Below are 12,757 nucleotides of genomic sequence, written 5' to 3' on the forward strand. Positions count from 1 at the left end.
TTCCTGAGGCATCAAGAATACATACCAATAAGCTTTATTTTGAGGAGGAATATATAACGATGAATAAAACAGATTTGATTACGAATATTGCTGAAAAAAGCGGACTGAACAAAAAAGATGTGGAAACCGTCCTGAATAACTTTTTAGGTGAAGTTACGGATGCGCTTTCCACTGGCGACAAAGTCCAATTGATCGGATTTGGTACTTTTGAAACGCGTAAGCGTTCGGGACGTACTGGCCGCAACCCGCAAACGGGCAAAGAAATCTCAATCCCAGAATCGACTGTACCGGCTTTTAAAGCAGGTAACAAGCTTAAAGAAGCGGTAAAATAATGCGTCTTGATAAGTTCCTTAAGGTATCGCGGTTGATCAAACGACGGACAGTGGCCAAGGATGTATCCGACCAAGGACGTGTTTGGATCAATGACAGAGATGCCAAGCCGAGCAGTGCGGTGAAGGTCGGGGACGAGCTGAAAATCCAATTCGGACAGAAAAGTATCACGGTTCGCGTGGAACAGCTTTCCGAATCTACCCGCAAGGAAGATGCAGCCCACATGTATACACTGCTCAAAGAGGAAATGCACAAATCCGAATTATGGCAAGGCCAGAGAGACTGATCTTTCAGTCTCTTTTGTGTTCTAAATGTGGACATCCCCCCATATGTGTAGAGTATACAAGCTTTGCAGACAATCAAAGCTGATGGGAGGGATCGGTTCATGGCCATTGAGCAGGGAAAAGTGAAACGACAAGAAATCAAAATGCTCAACCGCAAGCTGCTTGAGGTGTCCGGTGTTTTAAACGTGGAAAGCTTCGATAGTGAGGAATTTATGCTGGAGACGGACTATGGCTTTCTTAGAATCAGGGGACAGAACCTGCATATCAAGAACCTCAGTCTGGAGCAGGGATTCGTCGTCATAGAGGGCTTGATTAATGAGCTGCTGTATGTGGATGCAAATGCACAGGGGAAGCCTAAGGGATTATGGGGCAAGATGTTTAAATGACGCTGGAGATGCAATTTGCCACGATGGGTACCATGCTGCTGGGAGGTCTGTCGCTCGGGGGATTGTTTGACTTGTATCGGGTGCTAGCCCATCATTTAAGGGCTCCTCGTTATGCCTACTATGTATTGGACCTCGTATTCTGGATTATCGGGACCTTGCTTATTTTTAAATTGCTGTATGACATCAACTGGGGTCAAGTTAGACTATTTATATTTATCGGTCTGCTGGTAGGGGTTATCGTCTATTTCTGGTTGTTCAGCGGAATACTCATTACATGTTTGCAATTTCTTATCCGTATGGTGAAAATTGTGATTCACTGGCTGGTACAATTGGTTAATATACTGTTGATAAGACCTGTTGTGCTGCTTTTTAGAGTGTTCATCATATTTTTTGGATTTTTATCGGCAATAGCTATTTTCCTGTATCAAGTTATGTTACAATTGCTATATACTGTGTGGAAAATAGTTAAATTTTTAACATTCCCACTAATCAGATATGTTCGTGCTCAAATAGGTAACAATACAACCGTTCAAACGATGGTAAAGTTCATTCGTCGGTTTTTTCATCGGACGTAGGAGGATTCTCAAACGATGCGAGCTGTCTCCATAACAAGCAACAATACGAAACCAAATAATAAAGGCTCTTTCCGCAGACGCCGCTTGGTCCTGATTGTTCTTGCTTGCTTTATGAGCTGGGCTGGCGTAACCTTGTGGAATCAAGTAAGTAAGCTTGGTGCCAAGGATGAGAGAATGAGCGCTTTGCAGCAGGAGCTGGATGAAAATCGGAAAATCAATGAAGCGACGAAGCGTGAAATTGTCCGATTGAATGATCCGGAATACGTTGAACAAAAAATTCGAAAAGAGCTGCATTATGTGAAGCAAGGGGAAACATTATTTTATGTGCCCAAAGAGCTAAAGAAATAGGTCTATGCAAGAAAGCTTTGGTTGACCGTATTGCAGCGTGTACGTTATAATCTCCATTGTTGAAGTCTTTTGTTAACTATTTAAGGGAGGAACATTTTACTTTATGGCAATTGAAGTGGGCAGCAAGCTGGAAGGCAAGGTAACAGGCATTACTCATTTTGGGGCGTTTGTTGAGCTCCCAGAGGGTGGTACAGGTCTGGTGCACATTTCGGAGATCGCAGACAACTATGTAAAAGACGTCAACGATCATTTGAAATTGAGCGATGTGGTAACGGTTAAAGTTATCAATGTCGACAAAGACGGCAAAATCGGTTTATCCATCAAGCAAGCAGTTGACAAACCCCCTGAAGCGCCAAGACCTCAACGCTACGAACGACCAGCTGGTAGTTCCAGTGGCGGCGGTATGGGTGGCAGCGGCGGAAGTGGTGGAGGCGATCGTGGCGGTCGCAGCAGCGGAGGCGGCGGTGGATTTGGAGGCCGTGGAGGCGATCGTGGAGGCCGTGGAGGTAAACCTCCAGTAGGCAAATTAACGTTCGAGGACAAGGTTTCGCGTTTTTTAAAGGATAGCGAGGAACGCATCTCTTCCCTGAAGAAGAACACGGAAGGGAAACGTGGAGGTCGCGGCGCTAGACGCGATTAAATATAGTAAGGTGATGAAGCTGTATGAGCGAATTGCTTATGCGGCTTTTTTGTTGCTTGCTGTCTGATGCACCTTGTTTACAGGGCTAAACCAAGCTTGACAATGAGGCCAAGCCTGTTATATAGTCATACATGTTGTGGCGGTGTAGCTCAGCTGGCTAGAGCGTACGGTTCATACCCGTGAGGTCGGGGGTTCGATTCCCTTCGCCGCTATTGCAAGAGAACAAAAGCATCTTGCCGAGACGTGCTGTCCGGTGAGGTGTTTTTTTGCTGTTAAAGGGAGGCTGTCATACAGATGGCTTCTTTTTTGTCGGAAAAAATTATTAGTCTACCAACTGATTGTGACAAACTTTACAATAGACTCTCGATATACTAGAAAACACTAATCAAATATGGGTGGTGTTGGCCAAGTATGTTGAAAAGTTTAGGATGGACTCAAACAGGAATGGAACGAAACCGCTGGTTTCAAAAGACAAAACACAATGTGGTCGGCAAGTTTGCGGATAATCGATGGGTGCAATCAATAGCAGCACGAAAAGGCTCAATCCTCATACTAGGTATGGCCTTCCTGTTGGGACGGGCAATGATTCTTGATCAGCTGGCTCCGTTTGCCGTTGCATTTTTTGCCGTGATCTATTTTTTGCGCAAGGAATTGTTAGTTGGAACCGGACTTTTCTTGATTGGAGGAAGCTTGTTTTCGCAGGCACCGGAGCATACCGGATATATGGTAGTAGCGATGCTGGTGGTACTGCTTATACAAAAAGGTATAGAGCGCTTTCAACGCTCTGACATTTCATATGCACCATTGATTGTTTTTGCAGCTACCTTTTTCGTTCAGCTTTTTGCCGTATTGGCTGCTGGCAGGCTTTCCTGGTACACCTTGACGATAACGGGTGTCGAATCGGTATTGAGCTTGATCTTGACGCATATCTTTTTGCAGGCAGTTCCCGTCTTTACGCTTACGCGCAAGCATTACAGCTTGAAGCATGAGGAAATTATATGTTTGATTATATTGCTTGCTTCCGTTATGACGGGTACAGTAGGCTGGTTGATCGGACCGGTTACCCTGGAGCATGTTCTGTCCCGTTATTTGATTCTACTGTTTGCATTGGTCGGAGGTGCGCCGCTGGGGGCTTCGGTCGGAGTTATTACAGGGCTGATTTTGAGCCTGGCGAATTCGTCGGCCATTTACCAGATGAGCCTGCTCGCTTTTGCAGGGATGCTGGCTGGACTGCTGAAGGAGGGACAGCGGATGGCGGTGTCTCTGGGCATGCTGCTCGGCTCTTCGATTCTATCCATCTATATCGGGAATCAGTCCGAAATACTGAATTCAACTTGGGAGTCGCTGGCTGCTGTGCTGCTGTTTCTGTTGACGCCTCGCGGGGTACTTCTGCTGCTTGCCAAATATGTGCCGGGAACGCAGGAAAATATGAAGTCACAACATGATTATGCCAAAAGAGTACGAGATATTACTGCTGACCGTGTGGAAAAATTCTCGGAGGTATTTCGTCAGCTGTCCCGGAGCTTTAGACAAATTACAGCGGAAACAGAACCTATGAAAAGGGAGGAAGAGATCGGTCATTTTATGAATTCCGTTGCAAACCGCAGCTGCGCCTCTTGCTGGAAGCGGGATCAGTGCTGGGACGAGAAGTTTTATCAGACCTATAAGTTTATGACGGAAATGATGACAGAGGTGGAGCTCGGTCATGGGCTCAAGCGCAAGGACATGCAGCCACAGTGGAAAAAGCTGTGTGTAAAGCCGGATCAGGTTGCGGAGGTCATGCAGCAGCAGTACAAGCTGTATCAGAACGATCAGCATTGGAAAAAGCAGATTGTGGACAGCCGGCATTTGGTAGCCGAGCAGCTATTTGGCGTCTCCCAGGTCATGGAGGACCTAGCCAATGAGATCAAGCGCGAGGGACAGGAGTTGTTTGTACAGGAGGAGCAGATTCGCAGTGCTTTGGAGGAGCTTGGACTCTCCATTCATAGTATCGATATTATTAGTCTGGATGAGGGCAATGTCGAAATCGAGATTATTCACCAATACACCAAAGGCTTTGATGAATGTCGAAAAATCATCGGCCCCTTGCTATCGGAAATATTGGAAGAACATATTACGGTTAAAAATGAGCAGATGCTGGAGCGTAAGGAGGGCTACAGCACGGTAGTCTTTGGATCGGCGAAGGAATATGAAATTGAAACGGGCGTCGCTGCCGCTGCCAAGGGCGGAGATGTATTGTCTGGCGACAGCTTTAGCACGATTGAGCTGGGTAATGGCAAATTCGCAGTCGCTTTAAGTGACGGAATGGGCAATGGGGAACGGGCAAGAGCCGAGAGCAGCACCGCACTTACGATTTTACAGCAGCTCCTACAGTCCGGTATGGATGAACGATTGGCTATTAAATCTGTTAATTCTGTCCTGATGCTTCGATCCTCGGACGAGATGTATGCAACCGTTGATGTGGCGTTGATTGATCTTTATGATGCCCATACGACCTTCCTGAAGATTGGATCCGTACCCAGCTTTGTCAAGCGAGGCAGCGAGGTCATACCGATCACGGCCAATAACTTGCCTGTAGGGATTGTACATGAGATCGATGTGGATCTGATCAGTCTGCCGTTATATCCAGGGGATATTCTTGTGATGATGACTGATGGGATCTACGACGCACCCGGACATGCAGTGAATAAAGAATTGTGGATGAAGCGAGTGCTGTCGGAAATTGATACCGAATCACCACAGGAATTTGCCGATATTTTACTGGAGCGGATTGTTCGTTATCACTACGGGGAGATTTACGATGATATGACGGTTGTAGTAGCTCGTGTGGAGAAGTACAAGCCGGAGTGGGCAACCTTTAGTTGGCCCGGGCTGCAGCGCATTGAGCGTCCAAAGGTGGTGAGCTAGGGCTATCGTTTCCCTCCATATTTGCATAATTGTTGACTCGAATAGGATTCCTTCCTTTAACTTTCATTATGAAATAAAGAATACAGCTGCGTAGAAGAGAATCGTAGGGTATATGCCGACGATTCTTTTTTTGTGAATGTGGGCGGGCCTATTTCAACATATTGTCGATGAGTTTAAGAAACTTGCAAACTGGAAAAACTAAACCTATTAATTGCAATAATAGGAGGTTAACCTGTGAAACAGATTCTTTTAATAACCGACGGCTGCTCGAATGTAGGTATTAGTCCTGTTATAGCGGCTGCGCAGGCCAAGGCTGAAGGTATAGTGGTAAATGTCATCGGATTGCTCAATGAACATGAGATTGATGAGATGGGGGCGGATGAAATTCAGGAGATCGCTCGGGCCGGAGGGGGGACCAGTCGAATTGTAACACCAGCCAAGCTGTCGCAAACGGTTCAAATGATGACCCGAAAAACGGTTGCACACACCATCCAGCAAATCGTAGGCAAGGAGCTGCAGCATATTTTGGGTGATGCCAAGCTGGAAAGCCTTCCTTTGGATCAACGCGCACAGGTTGTACAGGTAATGGATGATTTAGGCGAAACGGCATCTATAAAGGTTGCGTTGCTCATTGATACAAGTGCCAGCATGAAGCAGAAGCTGTCGGCGGTCAAAGAAGCTATTTACGATTTGCAGCTTAGCCTGCAAGCACGTACAGGCAGCAGCGAAACGGCTGTATTCCACTTTCCAGGGGCAGGTGCTCATCAGGAAGAGGCACAAATGGATCTGGATTGGACACGTAACCTTGCAAATTTAAACCGTTTGTTTTATAAATTAAACATGAGAGGTACGACTCCGACGGGTCCCGCTCTTTTGAAAGTTACCGAGTTTATCATAGGCACTCCTGCTGCCGATATATATGAAAATGGGAATTCTCGCCAGAAGGACACATTCGTGACTGGAAACGCGTCAATAGGCAAGGATGGGATATTGAGTGACTACATCGTTTGATCAAATTATACAATCCGATACCGTCCTGACGGGCAAATGGAATAAGGCCGTTTATCAGGTTGAACGTTTGCTGGGTGAGGGGGCCAATGGCAAGGTATATCTAGTTAAGCGCGGTAAGCGTCAATATGCACTCAAGCTAGGGTTGGATGCGGCAGATCTTCAATCCGAGGTGAACGCTTTGAAGGTGCTGTCGAAATCAAATACATCCTTTCAAAATTATTTGCTGGATGTTGATGATTTTCATCACCAGGGTGCAGACTATCCGTTCTATGTGATGCGTTATATCAAGGGACAAACGATTTCCGATTTTATTAGGCACAACGGTCGTGATTGGATGGGTCTGATTGGTTTGAATATATTGCGCAAGCTGGTCGAGCTGCATGAACGGGGTTATGTGTTCGGTGATATTAAAGTGCAAAACATGCTCGTATGCGGCTATGGAGATGTCGAATTAATTGATTTTGGCGGGGTCACGGCAAAAGGACGATCGGTGAAGCAATTTACCGAAGTGTACGACCGTGGCTATTGGGGGGCAGGAACAAGGTCCGCAGACGAAGGCTATGATATGTTCGCTTTTGCCGTTCTCCTCATAAGCAGCACGGAGACAGAGCAGAGAATGCATGGGATTGATAAGCTGCTGCCGCAAAACCGCAATGTCCAAATGCTGATTGATTTACTGAAGACCAATCCGATATTGGAGCCTTGTAGGCCTGTGCTGCAAAAAGCACTGCTAGGGCATTACACAAGTTCCAGCCAGGTATTGGCGGCATGGCGGCGGTTGAAATTTCATAAGCGCTTACCTGCTACCTCTGCTAATCGGGAGTCATGGCTGAAATTAGGATTTACGGTCTCCCTGGTGTTCTTCGGATTAGTCGTATACTTTTACTGGACATAGCTGGCAGCAAGCCGGAAGGAGGGGGATATGGATCTAGCAGTCGATTTAGCAGCAAGAGTGGAGTTTTTAATCAAGTCGGAGCGGTTATTGGTGGAAGGGGAATGCATAGTTGTAGCGGTATCGGGGGGACCGGATTCCGTAGCACTGCTGCATCTCCTTTTTACAATGTCGGAACGGTGGAATTGGCGGCTGGTCCTCGCGCACGTAAATCACGGGTTTCGCATTGAGGAGTCGGAGCAGGAGGCTCAGTATGTGGCAAGTCTGGCGGATAAGCTTGGGCTGCCTTGTGAAGTAGCGAACTTCGATCTCCCGCAATATATCCGGGAAACAGGGAAGAATCCACAGGTTGCGGCACGTGAGCTGCGCTATCGGTTTTTATTTGAAGTCGCACACCGTTATGATGCAGCGCGTATTGTACTTGGTCATCACGCAGACGATCAGGCGGAAACGATGCTGATGAGGATGCTGCGGGGAACAGGGCCGGCCGGACTTACAGGCATCCCAATTCGTCGCTTAGAAAAAGATGTGGAACTTGTACGCCCCTTGCTTCGTATATATAAATCAGAGCTATTGGACTATTGTCATCATAAGCAGCTTGCTTTCTATGTAGACAGTAGTAATATGGATACTAAATATTTCCGTAATGAAGTTCGCCTTGGCTTGCTTCCGCAGCTTCGTAATTACAACGATCAACTGCCGCAAGCATTGAACCGACTGTCTGTGATGATGACAGCTGAGCATGATTTCATGCATTTGCAGACCATGTCAGCTTTTGCGGAGGGGGTTAACCAGGAAAGTGATTTCTGTGAATGGTCAAGAAAATGGTTTGAAGGGCTTCATCTTGCTTTACAAAGACGTTTGATTAAACTAATATTAAATTGTCTTCTTGGTGACGCAGATTCCATAGATTTCCTAAAGCTTGAGCAAATGCGGGACGCTATTCTCGGGGACCTATCTAACCTGAGCCTACATATAGGAGGCAGCTTGGTTTTAACAAGGGAATACGATCGGATTTATGTGCATAATGATGGGGTACCACCTGCATCCTACAGCTATACGTGGGAGCGGGACATCGATAGCCTGACGATTGGAGAAACAGGAGTCAAGCTGGCATGCAGCTGGATGGAGCGTACTACGGTGGATGAGCATTGGGTTGTACCTGTTCATGATCGTAATACTGCCTGGTTTGATGCAGAGCAGCTGCAGTTTCCCTTGCAGGTTAGAAATCGCAAGGATGGAGACCGAATGAGTCTGCTTGGACTGAACGGGTCCAAAAAGGTAAAGGATATCTTCATCGATTCCAAACTGCCGCCCAGCTTAAGATTGCAGGTGCCGGTTGTCGTGGACGCTCAGGAGCGCATCGTGTGGCTTCCGGGGGTTCGTAGATCGTCGCATGCCTTGATTACAGGGCATACACGATTGATGATTTGTATAAGTGCGTGTTCAAAAAGTCTATAAGTGCTATCATTTAATTTTATTTCAGTAGGAGGTTCTCTGTTGCAAAACGACATTCTCGAAGTACTTTACAGCGAACAAGACATTCAAGAGAAAGTTAAGGAGATGGGGGAGCTATTAAGCCGTGATTTTGAAGGGCGCAATCCGCTGGTCATCTGTGTATTAAAGGGCGCGTTTATTTTCATGTCGGATTTGGTGAAGCGAATGACAGTTCCTTTGGAAATTGATTTTATGGCGGTGTCCAGCTATGGACAGTCAACGAAGTCGTCAGGGGTTGTCAAGATTGTTAAGGATTTGGATGTTCCCGTAGAGGGAAGGCATATCCTCATTGTGGAAGACATCATTGACAGTGGACTTACACTCAGCTATCTCATAGATGTTCTCGAACGTCGCAATGCGTTATCGATTACTGTCGCAGCCTTATTTGACAAACCAGCGCGTAGAACGACCGATTTGGAAGCAGACTATAAAGGATTCAGCATACCGGATGCATTCGTAGTCGGGTACGGATTGGACTATGCGGAAAAGTATCGCAATCTGCCGTATGTCGGGATTTTAAAGCCGGAAGTTTACTCACATTAGCATTTCTTGTTATGCCCAGACTTGCTGTGGTACAATAAACAAAGTTGCCGTTTGAGAGGAGGTAAGGGATGAACCGAATTATACGCAATACAGGGTTTTATTTGCTCATTTTTTTGGTCACCGTCGGTATCGTTCACTTTATTAGCACACAGAATGAACAGAAAGACGTAATTAGTTACGATAAGCTCCGACAGGCCTTAGTAGAGAAAAATGTGGATTCGGTCAATGTCAAATTTGACGGATATACATACTTGGTTCGTGGGAAATATAAAAATGCGCCCTTGCCGGATAAGAAGAATTTCGAGACTCGTGCGCCCTTTGACCAAGAAGTAATCCAGATGTTTGAAAAGGCTGAGGTTCCGAACATCACGATTGAGAAAATGGAAGGTGACAATGTTTGGATTAGCTTCCTTACCTCCATTATTCCGTTCGTCATTATTTTCATCCTGTTCTTCTTTTTACTGAATAACGCGCAGGGTGGCGGCGGCAAAGTCATGAATTTTGGAAAAAGCCGCGCCAGACTATATAACGAAGAGAAGAAGCGCGTTACCTTTGAGGATGTCGCGGGGGCAGATGAAGAGAAGCAAGAGCTGGTCGAGGTTGTTGAGTTTTTGAAGGATCCTCGTAAGTTCGCTGCTGTAGGTGCAAGAATTCCTAAGGGTGTATTGCTTAATGGACCTCCGGGAACAGGGAAAACCTTGCTTGCACGGGCTGTAGCTGGTGAAGCTGGCGTTCCGTTCTTCAGCATAAGCGGCTCGGATTTTGTTGAAATGTTCGTAGGTGTTGGGGCATCGCGTGTACGCGATTTGTTCGAGAATGCCAAGAAGAACGCACCATGTATTATTTTTATTGATGAGATTGATGCTGTAGGTCGTCAGCGTGGCGCAGGTTTAGGTGGCGGACATGACGAGCGTGAGCAGACATTGAACCAATTGCTTGTAGAAATGGATGGTTTCGGAGCTAACGAAGGCATAATTATTGTCGCCGCTACGAACAGACCTGATATTCTCGATCCGGCATTGCTGCGTCCAGGACGCTTTGACCGTCAAATTACGGTTGACCGTCCAGATGTCAAAGGCCGCGAAGAAGTACTAAAAGTTCATGCTCGCAATAAGCCATTAAATAAAGATGTTAAGCTGGAATCGATTGCGCGTTATACGACCGGATTTACAGGCGCTGATCTGGAGAACCTGTTGAATGAAGCTGCGTTAATCGCCGCCAGACGTAACCGTAAAGATATTTCCATGGGTGAGCTGGACGAAGCTTTTGATCGTGTGGTTGTAGGTACCCAGAAGAAGAATCGTGTTATTAGCGAACGCGAGAAACGTATGGTCGCTTTTCATGAAGCCGGACATACGATTGTCGGATATCATATTGAAAACGCCGATATGGTCCATAAGGTAACAATCATCCCAAGAGGTCGCGCAGGCGGCTATGTGATGATGCTTCCTAAAGAAGGCGAAGACAAGATGATGAATACCAAAACCGAGCTGCTTGACAAGGTAACGGGATTGTTGGCCGGTCGTGTGGCGGAAGAGTTATTCATCGGACAAATCGGTACCGGTGCCTACAGCGATTTCCAACGTGCGACTGGCATCGTTCGTAAGATGATTATGGAGTATGGCATGAGCGATAAGCTTGGACCGATGCAGTTTGGCAATGTGCAGGGGCAAGTATTCCTGGGTCGTGATTTTGGCCATGAGCAAAACTACAGTGATGCCATAGCTTATGAAATCGATCAGGAAATGCAAACCATTATCCGCAGCTGCTACGCGAAAGCGAAGGAAACATTGGAGAAATATGCAGATCAAGTACGACTCATTGCCGAGACATTATTGGTAAAAGAGATCCTGGAAAAGGATGAAATTATTCAACTCATCGATAACGGCAGTCTTGATGATGCTTCCGATGTGAGAATTAATATCCAAGGCCAGGAAACAACATCAGAAGCCAATAAGCTTGATTTTGACAAACATCCAATTGAAGAAGATCCGAATAAAGAATCTTAATTTACTGCGTTATACAAGCCGGCGGCATATTCATTGCTGTCGGCTTTGTTATAATATCAGAATTTATAAATTTTCAGCAGAGCTGAATATTCTGATATTGCAAGAAAAGCTACATATAAAACACGGATGTATCTTCCTCGAATAGGCTTCGATCAGAAGCTTTTCTTATTGCTAAGGAGTCAAAAAAACAAGAACTGGACTTAAGCTGAGGGTATACGGAACCTGCTGACGAATATGCGAATAATTAGTTCATTTTGCATCTATTTAAGCATTGACACAGCCTGTGATGTTGTGTAAATTAGGTGTAAATCTTTAAACTTTATGTGAACATTTTCACATACTAATATCGTTAAACCAACTGCAGCTCAAGAGAAAGGGAGGGTTTCTTATGGAAGCACTGGCATTGGAACGGAAAGAAGATCAAAAGCGCGAGTTAAAAGAACGAATCCTTCAGTTAAAGAAGGAACGTAACGCGATCATATTGGCTCATTATTATCAAAGAGATGAGATTCAGGAAGTTGCTGATTTTCGTGGTGATTCCTTCCTTTTGGCGCAGAAAGCAGCAACTACCGATGCTGACGTCATTGTATTTTGTGGTGTACATTTCATGGGGGAAAGTGCAAAGATACTGGCCCCAACCAAAACCGTGCTGATTCCTGATGAACGGGCTGGCTGTCCGATGGCAGACATGGTTAATGTAGACGGTCTCCGTGCACTTAAGAAACAGCATCCAAATGCGAAAGTTGTTGCTTATATCAATACCTCGGCTGATGTAAAATCAGAAACCGATATTTGCTGTACGTCGGCAAACGCTATTAAAGTGATCGAGTCGGTAGATTCCGATGAAATTATTTGGGTTCCAGACAAAAATCTGGGTGACTATGTTTCCAAATTTACGGACAAAAAAATGATTATTTGGGAAGGTTACTGCAACACCCATGACATGCTGACCGTCAAAGATGTAGAAGAGATGAGAGCGCAGTACCCCAATGCCAAATTTGTCGTTCATCCTGAATGTCGGCCTGAGGTAGTTAAGCTTGGGGATTTTGTGGGAAGTACTACAGCCATTATCAAATATTGTAAAGAATCAGAGCATCAAGAATTTATAGTAGGTACTGAGGATGGAACCGGGTTTCAATTGAGAGTGGACAGCCCAGACAAAAAGTTTCATTTTGCTACCAAATACCTGGTTTGCCCTAATATGAAAGTGAACAACTTGAAAAAAGTGGTACGCTGTCTGGAAACAATGCAGCCGCAAATTTATGTACCGCCGCATATTGCCGATCAAGCCAGAGCATCCTTGGAGCGCATGCTGCTAGTGAAGTAGCATGCGCT

General features: G+C 45.8%; 13 protein-coding genes and 1 tRNA gene. All 14 read left to right on the forward strand.

All coding sequences use genetic code 11. The features are described from left to right. Positions 1–59 precede the first annotated feature (59 nt). The 14 genes from NST47_RS03235 (at position 60) to nadA (ending at position 12,749) form a co-directional block, all read left to right on the forward strand. On the forward strand, positions 60–332 hold the full coding sequence (locus NST47_RS03235; protein ID WP_076237312.1) for an HU family DNA-binding protein: 273 nt from the start codon (positions 60–62) through the stop codon (positions 330–332). Next, positions 332–616 carry an RNA-binding S4 domain-containing protein gene (locus tag NST47_RS03240; RefSeq protein ID WP_341153910.1) on the forward strand — a complete coding sequence of 95 codons (285 nt, stop codon included), beginning with the start codon at positions 332–334 and terminating at the stop codon, positions 614–616. Before NST47_RS03235 ends, NST47_RS03240 begins: the two co-directional genes overlap by 1 nt. Positions 617–715: 99 nt before the next feature. Next, a complete protein-coding gene (yabP, locus tag NST47_RS03245) occupies positions 716–1,000 on the forward strand; it encodes a sporulation protein YabP (RefSeq protein WP_076237316.1) in 285 nt (94 codons plus the stop codon). Next, positions 997–1,575, forward strand: coding sequence for a spore cortex biosynthesis protein YabQ (gene yabQ / locus NST47_RS03250; protein ID WP_341153911.1), 579 nt, complete (start codon positions 997–999; stop codon positions 1,573–1,575). Before yabP ends, yabQ begins: the two co-directional genes overlap by 4 nt. 15 nt (positions 1,576–1,590) lie before the next feature. After that, complete coding sequence (locus NST47_RS03255; protein ID WP_341153912.1) at positions 1,591–1,923, forward strand: FtsB family cell division protein; 333 nt, start codon at positions 1,591–1,593, stop codon at positions 1,921–1,923. A 103-nt stretch (positions 1,924–2,026) separates the two neighbouring features. Next, positions 2,027–2,563 (forward strand): S1 domain-containing RNA-binding protein, encoded by a 537-nt coding sequence (locus tag NST47_RS03260; protein WP_076237322.1) that lies wholly within the window; start codon positions 2,027–2,029, stop codon positions 2,561–2,563. A gap of 138 nt (positions 2,564–2,701) precedes the next feature. Then, positions 2,702–2,775, forward strand: a tRNA-Met gene (locus NST47_RS03265). Between the two features lie 232 nt (positions 2,776–3,007). After that, positions 3,008–5,470 (forward strand): stage II sporulation protein E, encoded by a 2,463-nt coding sequence (gene spoIIE / locus NST47_RS03270; protein ID WP_341159596.1) that lies wholly within the window; start codon positions 3,008–3,010, stop codon positions 5,468–5,470. Positions 5,471–5,704: 234 nt separating this feature from the next. Continuing rightward, positions 5,705–6,481, forward strand: a complete 777-nt coding sequence (locus NST47_RS03275; RefSeq protein ID WP_341153913.1) for a VWA domain-containing protein — start codon at positions 5,705–5,707, stop codon at positions 6,479–6,481. Next, positions 6,465–7,376 (forward strand): protein kinase domain-containing protein, encoded by a 912-nt coding sequence (locus NST47_RS03280; RefSeq protein WP_341153914.1) that lies wholly within the window; start codon positions 6,465–6,467, stop codon positions 7,374–7,376. Before NST47_RS03275 ends, NST47_RS03280 begins: the two co-directional genes overlap by 17 nt. Before the next feature lie 27 nt (positions 7,377–7,403). Then, the gene (gene tilS / locus NST47_RS03285) at positions 7,404–8,834 is read left to right on the forward strand and encodes a tRNA lysidine(34) synthetase TilS (RefSeq protein ID WP_341153915.1); all 1,431 of its coding nucleotides are present in this window, start codon (positions 7,404–7,406) and stop codon (positions 8,832–8,834) included. A gap of 39 nt (positions 8,835–8,873) precedes the next feature. Continuing rightward, positions 8,874–9,413: a hypoxanthine phosphoribosyltransferase gene (gene hpt / locus NST47_RS03290; protein WP_076237333.1), complete on the forward strand. Its 540-nt coding sequence runs from the start codon at positions 8,874–8,876 to the stop codon at positions 9,411–9,413. Positions 9,414–9,481: 68 nt separating this feature from the next. Beyond that, positions 9,482–11,422, forward strand: a complete 1,941-nt coding sequence (gene ftsH / locus NST47_RS03295; RefSeq protein ID WP_076237335.1) for an ATP-dependent zinc metalloprotease FtsH — start codon at positions 9,482–9,484, stop codon at positions 11,420–11,422. Between the two features lie 388 nt (positions 11,423–11,810). Further along, positions 11,811–12,749: a quinolinate synthase NadA gene (nadA, locus tag NST47_RS03300; protein WP_076237336.1), complete on the forward strand. Its 939-nt coding sequence runs from the start codon at positions 11,811–11,813 to the stop codon at positions 12,747–12,749. Positions 12,750–12,757 lie beyond the last annotated feature (8 nt).

The organism is Paenibacillus sp. FSL H8-0034, from assembly GCF_038000305.1.
Classification (GTDB): Bacteria; Bacillota; Bacilli; order Paenibacillales; family NBRC-103111; genus Paenibacillus_S.